At 66.9% G+C, this 17,644-nt stretch carries 15 protein-coding genes; 5 read left to right on the top strand and 10 right to left on the bottom strand.

Translation table 11 applies throughout. From position 1 onward, the window contains the following. Positions 1-58 precede the first annotated feature (58 nt). Positions 59-610, top strand: a complete 552-nt coding sequence (locus KXV01_RS06700; RefSeq protein WP_099495797.1) for a M23 family metallopeptidase — start codon at positions 59-61, stop codon at positions 608-610. A 185-nt stretch (positions 611-795) separates the two neighbouring features. Beyond that, positions 796-2,955: a ferric-rhodotorulic acid/ferric-coprogen receptor FhuE gene (gene fhuE / locus KXV01_RS06695; RefSeq protein ID WP_099495796.1), complete on the top strand. Its 2,160-nt coding sequence runs from the start codon at positions 796-798 to the stop codon at positions 2,953-2,955. Between the two features lie 132 nt (positions 2,956-3,087). Here fhuE and KXV01_RS06690 read toward each other — a convergent pair whose 3' ends face one another. The 3 genes from KXV01_RS06690 to KXV01_RS06680 all read right to left on the bottom strand — a co-directional run bounded on the left by KXV01_RS06690 (position 3,088) and on the right by KXV01_RS06680 (position 7,093). After that, positions 3,088-5,949: a TonB-dependent receptor gene (locus KXV01_RS06690; protein ID WP_263467617.1), complete on the bottom strand. Its 2,862-nt coding sequence runs from the start codon at positions 5,947-5,949 to the stop codon at positions 3,088-3,090. A 271-nt stretch (positions 5,950-6,220) separates the two neighbouring features. Then, positions 6,221-6,628: a biopolymer transporter ExbD gene (locus KXV01_RS06685; protein WP_263467616.1), complete on the bottom strand. Its 408-nt coding sequence runs from the start codon at positions 6,626-6,628 to the stop codon at positions 6,221-6,223. Between the two features lie 57 nt (positions 6,629-6,685). Further along, the gene (locus tag KXV01_RS06680; protein ID WP_099495794.1) at positions 6,686-7,093 is read right to left on the bottom strand and encodes a biopolymer transporter ExbD; all 408 of its coding nucleotides are present in this window, start codon (positions 7,091-7,093) and stop codon (positions 6,686-6,688) included. 151 nt (positions 7,094-7,244) lie between these two features. Between KXV01_RS06680 and KXV01_RS06675 the strand changes: the two genes are divergently transcribed. Next, positions 7,245-9,230 (top strand): transglycosylase SLT domain-containing protein, encoded by a 1,986-nt coding sequence (locus KXV01_RS06675; RefSeq protein WP_099495793.1) that lies wholly within the window; start codon positions 7,245-7,247, stop codon positions 9,228-9,230. Positions 9,231-9,436: 206 nt separating this feature from the next. Continuing rightward, complete coding sequence (locus tag KXV01_RS06670) at positions 9,437-10,657, top strand: multifunctional CCA addition/repair protein (RefSeq protein WP_263467615.1); 1,221 nt, start codon at positions 9,437-9,439, stop codon at positions 10,655-10,657. A gap of 43 nt (positions 10,658-10,700) precedes the next feature. On the opposite strand, the gene KXV01_RS06665 is transcribed toward KXV01_RS06670, so the two are convergent. The 6 genes from KXV01_RS06665 to KXV01_RS06640 all read right to left on the bottom strand — a co-directional run bounded on the left by KXV01_RS06665 (position 10,701) and on the right by KXV01_RS06640 (position 13,603). Then, positions 10,701-10,898, bottom strand: a complete 198-nt coding sequence (locus KXV01_RS06665) for a hypothetical protein (RefSeq protein WP_139727662.1) — start codon at positions 10,896-10,898, stop codon at positions 10,701-10,703. 102 nt (positions 10,899-11,000) lie between these two features. After that, positions 11,001-11,435: an SseB family protein gene (locus KXV01_RS06660; RefSeq protein WP_005419309.1), complete on the bottom strand. Its 435-nt coding sequence runs from the start codon at positions 11,433-11,435 to the stop codon at positions 11,001-11,003. Between the two features lie 84 nt (positions 11,436-11,519). Then, positions 11,520-11,879, bottom strand: a complete 360-nt coding sequence (locus KXV01_RS06655) for a transcriptional regulator (protein WP_049414635.1) — start codon at positions 11,877-11,879, stop codon at positions 11,520-11,522. Next, on the bottom strand, positions 11,876-12,178 hold the full coding sequence (locus KXV01_RS06650) for a type II toxin-antitoxin system HigB family toxin (protein WP_064239187.1): 303 nt from the start codon (positions 12,176-12,178) through the stop codon (positions 11,876-11,878). Before KXV01_RS06650 ends, KXV01_RS06655 begins: the two co-directional genes overlap by 4 nt. 49 nt (positions 12,179-12,227) lie before the next feature. Next, complete coding sequence (locus KXV01_RS06645; RefSeq protein WP_049414632.1) at positions 12,228-12,566, bottom strand: hypothetical protein; 339 nt, start codon at positions 12,564-12,566, stop codon at positions 12,228-12,230. Further along, a complete protein-coding gene (locus KXV01_RS06640; RefSeq protein ID WP_049440309.1) occupies positions 12,563-13,603 on the bottom strand; it encodes a S41 family peptidase in 1,041 nt (346 codons plus the stop codon). The genes KXV01_RS06645 and KXV01_RS06640 overlap by 4 nt, the downstream gene beginning before the upstream one ends. Positions 13,604-13,976: 373 nt before the next feature. Here KXV01_RS06640 and KXV01_RS06635 point away from each other — a divergent pair, with 373 nt between their 5' ends. Continuing rightward, on the top strand, positions 13,977-14,411 hold the full coding sequence (locus KXV01_RS06635; protein WP_263467614.1) for a hypothetical protein: 435 nt from the start codon (positions 13,977-13,979) through the stop codon (positions 14,409-14,411). Between the two features lie 155 nt (positions 14,412-14,566). Here KXV01_RS06635 and KXV01_RS06630 read toward each other — a convergent pair whose 3' ends face one another. After that, positions 14,567-17,593: an autotransporter outer membrane beta-barrel domain-containing protein gene (locus KXV01_RS06630; RefSeq protein WP_099495789.1), complete on the bottom strand. Its 3,027-nt coding sequence runs from the start codon at positions 17,591-17,593 to the stop codon at positions 14,567-14,569. Between the last annotated feature and the right edge of the window lie 51 nt (positions 17,594-17,644).

Below are 17,644 nucleotides of genomic sequence, written 5' to 3'. Positions count from 1 at the left end.
GCGCCTTGACCGCAAAGCAACAGCCGCCGAGCATGGCTCGGCGCTACAGTCGGAGACCATGAACACATCGCCTTCCCCCGCCCGTCGCCTGCGCCGCTGGCTGCTGCGCGGCCTGTGGCTGGCCATCGCGATCATTGCCGCGATGACGCTGTGGAACAGCCCATGGGCCGCTGCACCGAAACTGCTGTGGACACTCTCGCGGATGCCGCCGGCCACGCAACTGGCGGTGCCGGTGGACGGCGTGCGGCCACGCCAGATCGCCGACACCTTCGGCGCACCACGTGGCCGTGACCGCTCCCACGCCGGCATCGACATCTTCGCCAAGCGCGGCACCGCGGTGCGCAGCGTCACTGCCGGCGTCATCGCGGACGTCAGCGAGCGCGGCCTCGGCGGCCGCCAGGTGTGGGTGATCGGGCCCGGGCGCGAACGTTACTACTACGCCCATCTGGACGACTGGGCCGAGGGCCTGGCGCGCGGCCAGGTGGTCCAGGCCGGCGACCTGCTCGGGCATGTAGGCGACAGCGGCAATGCCAAGGGCACGCCGCCCCACCTGCACTGGGGCATCTACGGCGCCGATGGCGCGCGCGATCCGCTGCCGCTCCTGCGCTGAACGCCATGTGCTGCGTCGAGCCCTGCGTGAGCGCCTTCGTCGTTCATGACTTGTAAATAGGAATAGTTCGTATTACCATTCCTTTCGTTTCCGGTGGTGCCAGGACGGCCTGCCCGCCCGTTTCCCACCCGTAGCGCCTCGCCTTCTGGATGCCGGCCGAGCGCGCGTGCTCGTCCAGGACCCCCATGAACCGTTCCGCCCTCCGTATCCCGCAGCCGCAGCGGCTGTCCGTTGCCGTGCTCGTTGCACTCTGCGTCGTGGCCCCGGCCGCCTTCGCCGACACCGCCGCCGACCCCACCACGCTCGACAAAGTGGTGGTCAAGGGCGAACGCGCCGAAGGCTATTCGGTGCGCCGTACCTCGGCCGGCACCCGCTTCGACCTGGCACCGCGCGAGATCCCGCAGTCGGTCAGCATCATCAGCCACCAGCGCATCGAAGATCAGAACCTGGACGACATCATCGACGTGCTGGCCAACACTACCGGCGTGACCAGCACCCAGTCCGACAGCGAGCGCACCGAGTTCTACGCGCGTGGCTTCTACATCGATGCCTACCAGTTCGATGGCCTGCCCACGCAGATGGTGCAGAACTGGAGCTATGGTGATTCCGGCCTGGACCTGGCGCTGTACGACCGCGTGGAAGTGGTGCGCGGCGCCACCGGCCTGCTCAGCGGCGCCGGCAATCCGTCCGCATCGGTCAACCTGATCCGCAAGCACGCCGACAGCGCCGAGCTGGCCGGCAGCGTGTCGGTGAACGTGGGCAGCTGGGGCCGCACCCGCACCACGGTGGACGTGGGCAGCGCACTCAACGCCAGCGGCACCGTGCGCGGCCGCGTGATCGGCAGCTACCTGGACACCGACGGCCAGATGGACCGCTACAACCAGCGCAAGACGCTGGGCTATGCGGTGATCGATGCCGACCTGACCCCGGACACGCAGCTGAGCGTGGGCTACGACTACCAGCAGAAGCGCGCCAATGGCGCGACCTGGGGTGGTTTCCCGATGCTGTATTCGGATGGCTCGCGCACCGGCTACGACGAATCGTTCAACGCCAGCCCGGAGTGGACCTATTGGGACACCACCAGCAAGCGGGCCTTCGCCACCCTGCAACACGCCTTCAGCAACGGCTGGAAGTTCAAGGTCGGCGCCACCCACGACGAGACCAAGGCCGACGACAAGCTGTTCTACCCGGCATACAACGACTGGACAACGGGCGAATCGAACTTCGACCGGACCACCGGCGCGGGCATCTCGCCATCCGCGGGCTTCTACAACACTGAGCGCAAGGTCACCGGCGTTGATGGCTACATTGACGGCCCGTTCCAGCTGTTCGGCCGCGAGCACCAGCTGATGGCCGGCCTCAGCTACAACAAGCGCGAGTACGCCAACTACGGCGACTACCAGGTCGGTGGCCCGGGCCAGACCTGGGATCCGTTCGCCAGCTATCTGAACTGGACGGGCAAGATCGGTGAGCCGAACTGGAACCCGCTGGCCCTGGCCAGCGAGGGCACCATCACGCAGAAGGCTGGTTACGCGGCCGCGCGCCTGTCACTGGCCGACCCGCTTAAGCTGATCATCGGCGCACGCTATACCGACTGGAAGAGCGAAGGCGAAGGCGCCGACCGCGCGCACAAGGTCACCACGCCGTATGCCGGCCTGGTGTTCGACATCAACGACACCTACTCGACCTACGCCAGCTACACCGAGATCTTCCAGCCGCAGACGCTGAAGGACCGCAACGGCAGCTACCTCGATCCGGTCGACGGCAAGAGCTACGAAGTGGGCGTCAAGGGCGCGTGGTTCGACAACCGCCTGAACGCCTCGCTGGCGGTGTTCCGCATCGAGCAGGACAACGTCGGCCAGGCCACCGGTGAGCCGGTGCAGGGCAGCCAGAACGAGTTCGCCTACCGCGCCGCGCGTGGCACCGTCAGCCGTGGCTTCGAGTTCGAAGTGAACGGCGAACTGGCCCCGGGCTGGAATGCGACCTTCGGTGCTTCGCGCTATGTGGCCAAGGACATCAACGGCGCCGACATCAACACCAACCTGCCGCAGACCGCGCTGAAACTGTTCACCAGCTACACCCCGCAGTCGCTGCAGGCGCTGACCGTCGGCGGCGGCGCCAACTGGCAGAACCGCATCTACTACCCGGTGCCGGCCTACGGCCGCATCGAACAGAGCGGCTACGCGCTGGTCAGTGCCTTCCTGCGCTACCGCATCTCGCCGGAGTTCAGCGTGCAGGCCAACCTCAACAACCTGCTGGACAAGAAGTACCTGTCGCAGATCAACGGCTACGGTGCCTACGGCGATGGCCGCAATGGCTCGCTGACGTTCACCTGGGCGTTCTGATCAGACGCGGGGTACGTCCACCCCGTAACGGTAGAGCCGAGCCCATGCTCGGCTCAGAGAATCAGCCGAGCGCGGGCTCGGCGCTCCATCCGCAAGGCAGCGCCGGAACTGGCCGGCGCTGCCACCCTCACATCAGAACCGCAGGTCCGCGCGCAGGTACCAGTAACGGCCACGCGGGATGTCGTAGGTCGAGGCGTCATACCCGTTCAACGAGCACGACAGGCAGATCGGCGGATCCTTGTCGAACACATTGTTCAGGCCCGCGGTCAGCTGCAGCCCCTTCATCCAGTCGATCTTGTAGCCCACCTGCATGTCGTGGAAGGTGGTGGCCGAGAGCGTGTTGGTGCCGGCGGCCGGGTTGCTGCACACCGGGAAGGCCACGGCATCGCCGCAGTTCTCGGTCAGCTCGGAGATGTGCCGCACCGTCCAGTTCGCACTCCAGCGGTCCATCGTCCAGGCGATGCTGGCGTTGCTGGTCCACTCCGGAATGGAGCTGTCGGCCACTTCCACGCCCGGCTTCTGCGGCTGCTTCTGCCCGGCCGCACCGGTGGCTTCGTAACGACCGACGAACGTGTTCTTCCAGGCCAGCTTGAACTGGCCGACCGAGGTCTGCGGCAAGGTCCAGAACAGGTCCACGTCCCAGCCGTCGGTCTTGATCGAGCCCAGATTGGTCAGGCGGTTGTTGAAGCTGCTGACCGCACCCGTGCTGGCGCGGGTGATGCCATCGCAGTACACCGGGTCGAGCGTGTCCACGCACAGGTCCAGCTGGGTCTGCGCGTTGATGGCCTGGATCGCACCATCGATGGCGTGGCGGTAGAAGGTCACTTCCACGTCGAAGCGCTCCGACCACGAGGCGTTGTTTCCGAACCACGGGCTCCACACGAAGCCGGTGCTGAAGCTGCGCGAGCGCTCCGGTTCCAGATCACGATTGCCGCCGGTGGTCACCGAGATCTGCGAGTTGGCCTGCTGGAAGCCGGCCGGCACGCCCAGCGCGGCACAATTGGCGGCACTGCCGCGCGGCGGCGTACCGCCCAGGCCCACCGAGCACGGATCGAACAGCTGCAGGTCCGCGCGTGCGGCCGAGCCATACAGTTCGCCGATGGACGGTGCGCGGAAACCCTCGGCGTAGGTGGTACGCAGCACGAAGTCATCGGTCACCTGCCAGCGCAGGCCGTACTTGGGCGTGAACTCGCCACCGAAAGTGGAGTAGTCCGAATAGCGGCCGGCCAGGCTCAGGTCCAGCTTCTTGCCGAACGAGGAGTCGGCGAAGATCGGAACGCTCAACTCCAGGTAGGCCTCGTTGACGTCGTAGGAACCGGAGGTCGGCTGCGACGGCACGCCGTTGTAGTGGCCGATCACCGTCAGCGGATCGGGCTGGTAGGCGCCCTTGTACTTGCGGTACTCGAAGCCGGTGGCGAAGGACACCGGACCGGCCGGCAGCGAGAACAGCTCGCTGGACAGGTTGGCGGTGAACAGGCTCAGTTCGTTCTGGCTGCGGTCGCGCACCACCGGCTGGATCCACTTCAGCATGTCCGGGGTGATCGAACCGGCGCCACCGAAGATGTTCAACGGCACGCAGCCAGGCGTGGCCGCGCACACCGCGGGATCGCCCAGCGCCATGTTCACCTTGTAGATGTCATAGCTGCCGTAGTTGGTCTGCTCGGCCTTGTTCTTGCTGTACATGCCGTTGACGTCCCAGTACCAGCTGCGGTCGGCGGCATGGAAGTCACCGACCAGGCCGGTGGCGAAGTAGGTGGTGTCCACTTTCTGCTTGAACACGCGCGCACCGCCCTCCACCGGGCGACGACCGATCAGGCTCATGTTGTCGCCGGAGACGAGATCGAAGCCGAACGGGTTGTACGGGTTCAGGCGCGAGACCACGATATTGTCGGCCAACGGATTGCCGGTGGCGCCATCGGGGCCGAAGAACAGCGGCTCGGGGCCGGCCTGGTTGGTCGACTCGCGGCGGTTGCCCAGCGCCTTGATGTACCACTGCACGTTGTCGGTGATGTCAAAGCGGAACTGGCCGAACAGGCCTTTGCGCTCCGACGGCGTCAGCACCATGTTGTATTCGGCGAAGTTGAAGCGGTCGGCGGTGGTAAAGCAGTGATAGTCATCCGTGCGGCTGCAGCCGGCACTGCCGTCGTACCGCGGATTGCTCACGCCGGTATTGGGCACGATGTTCTGCACCGCACCGGTGTTCGGGTCGGTGAACATGAAACGGCCCTGCGGAATACCACCGCTGCCGAACGCCAGGCCGGTACCGGGAATCGGGAAGCGTGACTGCTCGCGATCCTTGGCGAATACCGGGTCCTGCTTGGTCCAGCTGGCGCCCAGGAACAGGCTGAAGCGATCGCCACTCTTGCCCCAGGCCAGGTCCACGCCCTTCTGGGTGCCGTCGCCCTTGCTGTACTCGCCGTAGTTCAGCGTCACCTGCCCACCATCGAAATCGCGGCGGGTGATGATGTTGACCACGCCGGCGATGGCATCGGAGCCGTACAGCGACGAAGCACCGTCCTCCAGCACCTCGATGCGCTCGACGATCGCCAGCGGAATGGTGGTGAGGTCGGTGGCCGAGCCCACACCGGACGCCGACGATTCATTGACCCAGCGGATGCCGTCGACCAGCACCAGCACGCGCTTGGCACCCAGGTGGCGCAGATCGACCTGCGCCGAGCCGGCACCCACGCCACTGCCATCGGGCGGGAAACCGAAGTTGCCCGACGAGTTGAACTTGGCGTTGAGCGCAGAGCCGGAACCGGTGAGCTGCTGCAGCACTTCGCCGATCGAGGTCAGGCCGGTGCGTTCGATGTCGCCACGGGTCAGGGTCTGGATCGGGACCTGGCCCTCGACTTCAGCGCGCTTGATGCGGGTACCGGTGACTTCCACCGCGTCGAGGTTGGTGGTGGATTGTGCAGCGGCACCCAGGGGTGCCAAGGCCATCACGCACAGCGCGACGGCAACCGCCAACGGGCGGTGGTGCAGGTGATTCATTCGCTCTCTCTCCAAAGGAATGTCGGGACAAGGACTGCCGCGCTCCCCCCTGCATGGCGGCAGCGTCTCCTTTGTAAACAAGCGGTAAAAATCAAGGCGTGACGATCGACACTCTTTCACGCGGACTTGACGCAATTGACGGCCATTTGCGTCAGATGAGGGCCATTTAGAACCGGACGGTACTGTTCACCGCCCTTCGCGGTGATGTCGGTGGCGACAGCGCGCGCCGAGATCCGCCACGGCTCATCAAGGGGCCTTGTCGATGCCGACGCTAGTGGCCGGGCGCTTCGACGCGCAGCCCATGCTGGCTGACGGCCAGCAGCACGCGCGCCATATCTTCATAGTCGGTGTCATCGGTGGTCGCCAGATGCACCGAGGAGCGATGCTGCTGCGGCATCTGCTGCGCCTGCACCAGGTGCCGCTGCAACGCGGAAGCGTCCAGCGGCTGGCCCTTCCAGAACATCGCGCCCGCCGCGTCGATGCGCAGGTTGATCGGCTGGGGTGAAGACGCCGGCCACGGCGGGTACGCGGTGCGCTGCTGGAACGCCAGGAGTCCGGTTGCCTGCGCCATCGGCAGCGTGGTGATCACCAGCGCCAGCAACACCAGCAGCACATCCACCAGCGGTGCCAGATTGGGGGTGGCCATCAGTGAAGTCGCGCGCTCTGTCCCGTTTCGCATCCCACGTTCCTTCGCAGCAGGAGCGGCCTGTCGATGGCAGGCCGCCCGTTGCCGGACTCAGCGCACGAAGGCGATGCGCTCCATGCCGGTGGCCTCGGCCGCAGCCAATATCCGCGCCATGCCTTCGTACTCGGCCGACGGATCGGCGGCGATGCGCAGTTCCGGCAGGTTGCCGGCATGTTCTCCGGCCTGCGCCTGCAGGCGCGCCTGCAGATCGCCGATGGCCATCGGCTGGCCATCCCAGCTCAGCTGGTTCGAGGCATCCAGGCGCAGCTCGATCGGCGGGGGCGGTTCGGGGCGATCGACCACGCGATCGGTGGCCTGTGGCAACTGAATGGCAATCGGCCGGGCCACGATCGGCGCGGTCACGATGAAGATGATCAACAGCACCAGCATCACATCCACCAGTGGCGTGACATTGATGTCCGCCAGCGGGCCGCTTCTTCCTGCGCTACTGAACGCCATGTGCCGCTCCCTGCAGCCGGGCCGTTCGCCCAGGGCCGACGTTACGACGCCTGCGCCCGCCTGCGGCAGGGGCCTGTGCGGAGTCATTCAGCTGTCGTTGCCGACGCCGGGCGTGCACGCAATGCGAAACTGAATTCAGCCATTGCCCGCTATGCTGCCCGCCATGACCCGACGCACTTCGACCGCCCTGTCCCTGCTGCCCTTGGCCACCACGCTGCTGATCGGTTGCGCCAATGCCCAGTCCCTCGACGCCCAGAACGCGCAACTGAAAGCCGCGATCGCAGCCGCCGAACGCGGCCAGTTCGATCCTGGCCAGGCCGCGGCGCTCAGCCGTCACCCGGCCTATGGCTGGCTGGAGTACGCCAACCTGCGCCGCAACATCGACGCCGTCGACACGGCGCAGGCCCAGGCCTTCCTCAAGCGCTACGACGGCCAGGCCGTGGCCAACACGTTCCGCAGCGTGTGGCTGCCCTCGCTCGCCCGCCGCCAGGACTGGCCGACCCTGCTGGCCAACTGGGCGCCCACTGACAACACCGGACTGCGCTGTGCGCAGCTGACCGCGCGCCAGGTGACGGGCAAGGTCGATCCGCAGTGGATCAGTGAAGCGCAGGACCTGTGGCGCAAGAACGGCAAGTCGCTACCGGACGGCTGTGATGCCGTTTTTGCCGTGCTGCAGGCACAGGGTGGCCTGAGCGACGCCCTGCGCTGGGAACGCATCGATGCCGCCGCCGACGCGCAGCAGCCCGCCGTGATGCGCAGCGCGGCCCGCGGCCTGCCCGCCACCGACCTGGCGCTGGCGAACACTTACGCCGCCTTTGTCGACAAGCCCAACGCCAGCGCGTTGAACTGGCCGCGCAACGAGCGCAGCCGGCGCATCGCCACCGATGGCCTGGCCAAGCTGGCCAAGGCCGATCCCGGCGCCACCGAGCAGCAGCTGCCGCAGTACGCCCAGGCGCTCGGCCTGAGTGCCGACCAGCAGGGCCAGGTGCTGTACCAGATCGCGCTGTGGACAGTGGCCTCCTACCTGCCCGATTCGGCACGCCGCCTCAACGCGGTACCCGAATCGGCCTACGACGAGCGCCTGCACGAATGGCGCGTGCGCGAAGCGATGTCGCGCGGCGACTGGCCGGCAGCGCTGGCCGCGATCCGCAAGATGGGCAGCAAGCAGCGCAGCGACCCACGCTGGCGCTACTTCGAAGGCCGCATGCTGGAGAAGACCGGCCAGGCCCAGCAGGCGCAGCCGCTGTTCCGCGAAGCCGCGCGCGCGCCGACCTTCCACGGCTTCCTCGCCGCCGACAAGCTGCAGCAGGGCTACACCCTGTGCCCGTGGAAGCCGAACGACAGCGCGCAGGCACAGGCAGCGGTCGCGCGCGACCCGGCCATCCAGCGCGCGATGGCGCTGTACCAGATCGACCGCGCCGGTTGGGCCGTGGCCGAATGGAACAGCGCGCTGTCGCGCTTCGATGACACCCAGCGCCGCCTCGCCGTGCGCGTGGCGCAGGACAATGGCTGGTTCGACCGCGCCGTGTTCGCGCTCGGCAAGCAGCCGCAGGAACAGCGCCTGTACGACCTGCGCTTCCCGCTGCATCACGACGCCACCATCCGCCGCGAATCGGCGCGCAACGCGATCGACCCGGCCTGGGTGGCGGCGGAGATCCGCGCCGAGAGTACCTTCACTCCGCGTGCGCGCTCGCCTGCCAACGCCATGGGCCTGATGCAGGTGCTGCCGGCCACTGGCGCCAGCGTGGCCAAGTCGATCGGCCTGACCGGCTACGGCGGCGCCGACAGCCTGTACGACCCGGACACCAACATCGCGATCGGCACCGCCTACCTGCGCCAGCTGATGAACAAGTACGACGGCCTGCCGTACGTGACCATCGCCGCCTACAACGCGGGGCCGACGCCGACAGCACGCTGGCAGAGCCAACGCCCGGGCTTCGATCCGGATCTGTGGATCGAGACCATCAGCTACAAGGAAACCCGCGAGTACGTCGCCCGCGTGCTGGCCTTCAGCGTGATCTACGACTGGCGCCTCAATGGCGATGCGCTGCCGCTGAGCGACCGCCTGATGGGCCGCCTGGTGGACAAGCGCAAGCGCTTCAGCTGCGCGGCCGACGCCGAGCAGGGCGGCGATTGACCGCAACACGGTACTGCCGGCTGCTGGCCGGCCTTCCCCGGTGTCCACGCCCTGGGGAGGGAAACGATGAGCCTGCTGGTCTGGATCAGGCTGGCCGCTGTATCGGTAGTGTCGGCCGCTGGCCGGCAGCTTCGGGGTGACTGCGGTTGCCGGCCAGCGGCCGGCACTACCGGTGCATCTGCGCCGGGCATGCGATGATCCCAGCCATGAAGATCTATCTTGTCGGCGGCGCCGTGCGTGACCGCCTGCTGCAGCGACCTGCCGGCGACCATGACTGGGTGGTGGTCGGTGCCACGCCCGCGCAGATGGAAGCGCAGGGCTACACCGCCGTGGGCCGCGATTTCCCGGTATTCCTGCACCCGGAGACCGGCGAGGAATACGCACTGGCGCGCACCGAGCGCAAATCCGGCCGTGGCTACCGCGGCTTCGTGGTCGATGCCGATCCGGCGGTGACGCTGGAAGAAGACCTGCAGCGCCGCGACTTCACCCTCAACGCGATTGCCTGTGACGAAGATACCGGCACGCTGGTGGATCCCTATGGCGGTGTGCGTGATATCGAGCAACGCGTGCTGCGCCATGTCGGCCCTGCGTTCGTGGAAGATCCGCTGCGCGTGCTGCGCGCGGCGCGCTTCATGGCGCGCTTCGCGCCACTGGGCTTCACCGTCGCCGACGAGACCATGGCGCTGATGCGCGAGGTCGCCGCCAGTGGCGAGCTGGACGCGCTGGTGCCCGAACGCGTCTGGCAGGAGCTGCGCAAGGCGCTGGTCAGTGAGCGGCCCTCCGCCTTCCTGCGCACGCTGCACGATGCGCATGCCCTGGGCCCGATCCTGCCCGAGCTGGAAGCGCTGTACGGCGTGCCGCAGCGTGCCGAATTCCACCCCGAAGTCGATACCGGCATCCACCAGGAAATGGTCAGCGACATGGCCGCGAAGCTGGCCCCCGGCGATGACCTGGTCGGCTTCGCAGCCCTCACCCACGATCTCGGCAAGGGCCTGACCCCGCCGGAGGAATGGCCGCGCCACATCATGCACGAGCAGCGCGGCATCAAGCCGTTGAAGGCCTTGTGCGCACGATTGAAGATTCCCGCCGAGCACCAGCAGCTGGCCGAAGCAGTCTGCCGCGAGCACTTGAACGTGCACCGCATCGACGAACTGCGCGATGCCACTGTGCTGGAACTGCTGGGCCGCTGTGATGCGCTGCGCCGGCCGGAACGGGTGGCCCGCATCGCACTGTGCTGCGAGGCCGACAAGCGCGGCCGGCTCGGCTTCGAGGACGCCGACTACCCGCAGGGCGAAACGCTCAAGCGCCTGCACCAGGCGGCGCTGTCAGTGCAGGCGCGGGACCTGGATACCACGCATCTGAAGGGCCCGGCCATCGGTGAAGCACTGGCCAAGGCACGGGTGAAAGCCATCGCCGCCGCCCGCTGAAGCACCTGGTAGTGCCGGCTGCTGGCCGGCACCTATCACCCGTCTATCGACGACGCTTGCGCGAGAAGTGGTCGACAGCATGAGCACCCAACATGATGGGTTGCATCAAGAGGAACAGCCATCCACCCAGCCGGAGCGTCTCCACCGGATTGAACCGGGTGATGAACGCAGCTGCCAGAGTCAAACCCACAAGAAGGCCGATCTCATAGACCCACAGCGATCGGTTAGAACGCTTGCCCACGATGCTCCTCCCCATTGAATAGGACGCGCTTGCAAGCCATCGCAGCCGTCCTGCACCACGGGTAGTGCCGGCCGTTGGCCGGCAACCACGCAATCGCTGGATTCAGTGCGCCATGCCGCGGGTAATCGCCGCCGCACGCTGCTTCAGCTGGGCCACGGCATCGGGAATCATCTCCATGCCCACGTCCAGGCCCGGGTTCAGGACCAGGCCGACGCCGTCGCCGATACCGGCCAGCAGCGCGTGCACCGCGATCGGCATGGCATGCGCAAACTGCGGCAGCTGCTCGTGCCACAGGCCGGCACGCTCCGGCGCGGTGAACACCGCGAACATCGGCTCGCCGCTCTCGCTGGTCAGCACCAGCGGCGAGATGCTTTCGTCCCAGGCGCCATCCTCACCAATGGCCTTGTCCAGCAGCACGAACGCCGTCGAAGTCAGCAGGCCATCGAGGAACTGCGCTGCGGTCAGCGTGCCGTCCTGGGCCTGCAGCAGGCGCACCTCGAGGTCGTTGAGGGGTTCGAACGGGGTGTCGTGGTCCATGGTCGGTTCCGGTACGTGGTTGCAGGCTGCAACTTTAGCAGGCCGGGCACGAGGCACGGCAGCGCCTCGGCAGGGACACCGGCTTCAGCGGCCGATGAGGCTTTCCGCGGGAATGCCCAGGTTGCGGTGAAGCTTCCGGATCATTTCCAGAGTCAGACCGCGCTTGCGATTCAACACCTCATAGACACGGTTGAGCTGGCCGATGGACGGCACCAGATCCTTCACGGTCAGACCGCCCTGCTCCATGCGGAAGCGGATTGCGTCGATGGGATCTGGCGGTTCGATCGGGAAGTGCTTCGCTTCGTAGGCTTCAACCAGCGTTACGAGAATTTCGAATCGATCGCCCTCCTCGCTGCCCGGCTCCGGCTCGTTGTCCACGTAGGCCGAAATCTCGCGCAGCGCATTTTCGTAGTCGTTTTCCGTACGGATGGGCTGGATGTTCATAGAAGCTCCACAGTGTCGGCGTCGATCCGGTCGTACTCGGCGTGGGTGCCAATGAACTTGATGTAGACCACCTGAAACCTGTAACTCACAGCGACGATGAGCCGGTAGCTGTTGCCCTTTATGTTGAACACCACACGACTGTTCGCCACGAAACTTGCGCTTGCATAACGTTGGCGTACGTCGTGCGGCGTGTCCCATACGGCGTGCCTGACTTCGTCGTACCAGGACCTGAGCACTGCTTCCGAATCAGGGTGACGTTCCCAGAATCGTTTCAGCGTCGCCAAAGCAACCACCTTCATCCGTACATCCTAGTCCCAATATGGGACATAAGCAACCGTTTCATCTTCATCAGCGGCCGATATAGCCGTGCCGCCATAGCCAGCCCAGCGCGGCCAACCCGGCCACCCCCACCAGCATCAACGGCAGGCCGAAGCGGTGCCGCCACGGGATCGGCACCCCACCGAGCTGCTGGTCCATGGTCTCGGTATCGAGCACCCAGCCGTGCTCGCACCGGGTACAGGCCAGCTCGTAGCGGCGCTGGTAGGTGAACCCGAACAGCAGGTCGATGCGCGCCATCTTGTAGCGCAGCTGCGGAGCGAACTCGGTTTCCGTCTGGCAGCGCAGGCAGTGGTGCGCTTCGGTGGGGCCGACGATCAGCACCCGTTCCTGTTGGCCGATCAGGATCATGTCCGGTTGCCCCGGCAGGTGGGCTGGGCCAGCAGCCAGGCCTGGGCGGCGGCCACGGTGGCGGCATCACCCTCAGTAAGCTGGTCGGGCTCGATCTTCAAGCCATCGCCACGATCATTGCGGTCCCGCATCACGCTGGTGGTCAGCAGCAGCGCGCTGCCATCAGCCAGCGGCCGCATCACGTTGGCGGTGGACAGCCCCGAGGTGGGCTGGCCGAAACTGCGCGTCTGCGGCCGACCGCGGAAGGAAAGTACGGTGGCCTCTCCGGAGCTGGCAGTGCGCGGCCCGGTCAGCACGGCGACGGGCGCGCCCGGATGCTTGAGCAGATAGCCGGGCCCACCAAGATCGATCCGCACGCGATCGCCAAGACGCACGCTGGACGAGGTCAGCTGCCAGAGCGACGGTCCATCTGCGGCAGCGAAGGAACCCACGTTCTCGTCGGCGCTGGGCGTGACGCGCAACAGCGGCGCCACGCCCAGCAGCATAGGCCACATGTTGCCACCGGTGTTGCCGCGCAGATCGACAATCCAGCCGCAGCGGCTGCCGTTGTCCTGATCATCGATGATCGCCTGCCAGCGCTTGGCACGCTCCTTCATCTGCTGGTGCGCCGTCGGGCCCTGCATGACACCGTAGCCCTCGATCTCCACCCGGCCGATGCGCGGGTCAAGTGCTTCGGCCGGGGCCGTCGTTGCTTTCTGGGCCGCTGTTGCTGCGCCATTGGCGCGCGCCAGGCGTTCTGCCTTCGCCTGCAGCTGCTTTGCGCTGATCCAAGCCCCGTGCCCGCCGGAACTGCGGCCGATGGCCTGCCGGAGCACCGCGCGAGCCTCAGCCGGGTCGTTCTGCGCCGCCTTCAGGCGCATGCGGATGGCCCGCCAGTCCACGCGGTCGCGGTACAGCGATTCCTTCTCCAGCATGTCCAGCAACTGGGCCTGTGCCTGTGCTGTCGGCAGGTCGATGGCGTCTGGTGCCACGGCCTGTGCGGTGGTGCAGAACAGGGCGCCCAGTGCAGTGGCCATCACGCGGAGATCAATAGACATTCGACGTTCCTTCGTCGTGAGCAGGTACCGCAGCATACGCGCTTGCCGCCGTCGTTGTGTGTCGGCTTTGGCACTCCCCATGCGGGGCGTGATTTACAACTTTGCTCATGTCGTTGCTCGAGTGAAAGCGCGAAGGTGGCTGCGCCAACGTACTTTGCGCTGGCCGGGATTGGCGTCCTGAATCAAACATCGAAGCGATCGATTTGCCGCATCAACGGCAATCGCGACAATGCACCGGCTTGCCCATGGTGGGCGGTGCGTGGGGATCCTCGTGATCCGTCGGCTTTTTCGCTTTGATTTTGACCGGCACGCCAACCCGCACCGCCCGCCACCTTGCGCTTCACAGGTGGCCTTGCCTCGTGAGGTTGCCGCCATGAACACGCCCTACTCCGCCTATCCACGCCTGCAGGCGCTGCTCGGCACTGCATTGCCCGGCCTGCAGCTGTCCAATGCCGCCGCCGAAGCGTTGGAAGATGCACTCGCCGAAGCCAACGAACAGGCGCCGCCCTCCGCGTTCTTCGCGCGGTTGCGCGGCATCGCACACAACCACGGAGCCGACGGCCAGGCGTGGCGCGAGCGGCAACTCAGCGAGGCGCGCGGCCGGGAACTGGCCGAGGCGACGCGCTGCCTTGCCGCATTGTCCGCGTGCGGCGGCGTGTTGCTGGCCGCACAGTCGGCGCGCGAGATGGAGGATGCGTCCGTACAGTGTCCGCCGCAGGTGGAGGAAGGCCTGCTGCATGCGGTGGTGGTGTTGGCCGATCATGCCGGGGCGTTGGTGGAACCGGATGCGTGCGCACCGCTGTTGTAGAGCCGAGCCTATGCTCGGCTGCGCGGAGGTCATGGCGCCGGTGGATTCGTGCCGACCAAGGTCGGCACCTACCAGAGCAACGTCATGGCGCCGTTGGATCTGTGCCGACCAAGGTCGACACCCACCAGAGCGGGTCATGACCTCTGCACCGCGCGCTACCAGTCCGCGCGCAGGCCGATGTTGCCTTCGATGACGCGGCGCTTCTCGTTGCGGTCGCCGCCCAGCTCCCGCGTGTAGTCGGCCACGGCATAGGCGCTGATGGTGCGGTTGAAGCGCCCGACCACACCCACGCCGGCTTCCAGCGCGCGCGAGCGCTGCGAATTGACGATCACGTCGCCGTCGAAACGGATGCGGTCTTCGCCGGAACGCCCGTGCCAGTAGTTGAGCTTGAAATACGGCTGCCAGCCGTTGTCGGCCAGCTGGTAGTCGCCGGCCAGGCGCAGGCCGATGCGGCCGGTCCAGTCATTGTCGTTGTCGAAGCGCACGCTCGATACTTCATCGCGACGGTCGTCCAGCGCGGTGCGCTGCCAGATCACCTGCAGCTGCGGTTCCAGCCACCATGCGGACTGACCGACATGCAGCAGCGGCTTGCCGGCCTCCACCGACACGCTGGTGCCGTCGCCGCTCAGGCCGAAGCCGAGCCCGCGCGAGGAACGCACGCGGCCGTCGTAGCGGCTCTGCATCGCCACGGCGTCGATGTAGGCGCCGCTGCTGTCGGTGAAGGTCCAGTACAGGCCCACGTGCTTGTCGTCCAAACGGTTCTGGCCCACCTGCACATTCTCCCAGCCCAGTGCCAGGCCGGTGGTCTTGCCCTGCGCACGGGTGCGGCCGACGAACACGCCGATCTGGTTGCGATGGCTATCAGACGCCGCAGCCCATACGTCGATGCCGGCCTGCAGGCCCATCACATCGCCATCGAAGCCCGGCTGCGCATCCCCCTTCCAGTGGATCTCGCTGCTCTGCCCCACCAACCGGCCCCAGGCGGTGCGGAATGCGCCCTGGTTGTAAAGCAGGCGCTGTTCGCCCTGCCGCTCGTGGAAGGTACCGAGGCTGGCCAGCGAGGTCTCGCGCAGCAGCGGCGGCACCACCGTGTAGGCGGCGGTTTCCACGCGGTACAGCGGTACCACCGCACCTTCGGCCGGCCGTGCACCCGGCGTCGGCGGTGCACCGGTACCGGGCAATGCACCGCCGGCCACGGGCACGTCCGGCACCGCCGGATCGCTGGGCGGTGCCACCGGCGCCGGTTCCGGCGGTGGTGGTGGTGGTGCGGTCTCGCCTGCGGTCAGGTCCGGATCGGTGGCGCCTTCCGGCGGCGGCGGCGGTGCCGGGGTAATCGGGGGCGGTGGTGCCACCGGCGGCGTCAGCGGCGGTGGCGTGGCGCTGCCACCACCGTTGGGTGCCGGCGTCGGGCCGGTCACCAGCGTCGAGCGCAGGTACCAGTTCTCGCTGGTGCCGGCACTGACACCGCCCTTGAACAGGAAGTACTCGTAGGCGCCGGCCGCGACCGGTGCGAACAGCGAGAACGCGCCCGGCGCGGTGCGGCCACCATTCAAGGCCTGCACCACCAGGATGCCGTCGGCCAGCGTGGCCGCGCCGCTGCCGCCGGCATTGAGCACGCCGATGCCGGTGGTACCGGTGGCGGTACCGCCGTCGATCACCAAGCGGTCGCTGGGGGAGTTGTCCGCGCCCAGCACGGTACGCAGGTACAGGCCCCCGCCGTCACCGCGGTAGTTGCCACGCACGGTGAACACGTCGCCTGCGCCGGTACCGGTCAGGTCGATGCGCCCGGCATTGACCATCTCCACCAGTGCACCACTGTTGAACGGACGGATGGCATGGCCGCCACTGCCTGCATAGACCGTACTGGTGTCATCCACCGTCAGCGTGCCGGTGCCGGTACTGCTGTCGCCCAGCACCAGATCGCCATCGAAGGTCAGCTCGGTGCTGTTGGCCAGGCGGATCGACTCCCAGTTCTGGAAACGGCCCACGCCTGCGGTCTTGACGTTGCTCAGGCTGAGCTGGTCGAAGCCACTGCCACCGTCGAACAGCGGCACCGCACCGAGGTTGCCCTGGTTGAGGTTGCCGAGGTTGGCGACGTCGTTGTCCGGGCCCATGTCGATCGCGCCGTAGACAATGCCACCGCCGCTCCAGTTGAAGGTGTCATCGCCGGTACTGAGCAGTACCTGCCCGCGCACGGTGCCGTCGGTGATGGTCACGCTGTCGTTGCCGCCGCTGACGCTGATGTTGCCGCCGATGTAGGCCGTGCCAGAAATGATGATGGTGTCGGTGTCGAAGCCGGTCACCACGTTGCCGTCCACGGTACCGCCAGACTGGTCCCACAGGTTCTTGTCCAGCTTCATGTTGACGCGGCCGATGCGGCCAGCGGTCATCCACGCCTGGTCGCCATCCTCGAACGCGCCGACGATGCGGCCACCGCTCATGCGGAAGGTATCGATGTTGTCGCCCTGCTGCAGCGCGCCGATCGTGCCGCCACTCATGACGAAATCATCGCGGCCACTGCCCTGCGCCACCACGCCGGTGACGGTGCCGCCGGTGACGGTCATCTGGTCATCGCCACTGCCCTGGTCAACGCTGTCGATGGTGCCATTGCCCAGCAGCAGCACATCGTTGCCATCCCCTTGAAGGACGCCGCCGCTGATGCTGCCGGCCTGCATCTCGAGGCGGTCGTTGCCCGAATCGAATTGCACGCCGGTGCGCCCGCTGATCGTTCCGCGGTTGACCAGCACGCTGTCACCTGCGCCGACGAACTGCAGCGCGGTGTTGTTGCCGGTGCTGATGCTGCCCGGATTCTCGACACGGCTGCCGCCACCGAGCTGGACCGCCACACCTCCCACCGAACTGATCGTGCCTTGGTTGGTCAACAGGTGGCCACTTGCACCGACCAGGGTAACGGCCGACGCCCCACCGCTCTGCTGCAACTGGGCACCGCTGGCGACGTTGACGGTGATGCCCGCTTCGCCGCTGGCTGTGATGGGCACCGTCTGCGGATTCGGCGCGTTGGCATCGCAGGTGACCGTCTGGCCGGCGACCGGCGCGACGGTGCTGCAGCCGGCCCAGGCGACGCTGGCGGTCAACAGCACCATGGACGGGACAGCCAGTGCCTGAAGCACGGAAACGGTGAGGCGGCGCGGACGGAAAGCGCGCGGGACGGCACGGGTCATACAGTTCTCCTGGACAGGGAATCAGGAACTGCAAATGCACGCTGCTGCGTG

The sequence above is a fragment of the Stenotrophomonas sp. Ps181 genome (genome assembly GCF_025697425.1).
Classification (GTDB): Bacteria; Pseudomonadota; Gammaproteobacteria; order Xanthomonadales; family Xanthomonadaceae; genus Stenotrophomonas; species Stenotrophomonas sepilia.
The sequence above is the reverse complement of the archived record's forward strand: the minus strand, read 5'-3'. Positions and strand labels throughout refer to the sequence as shown.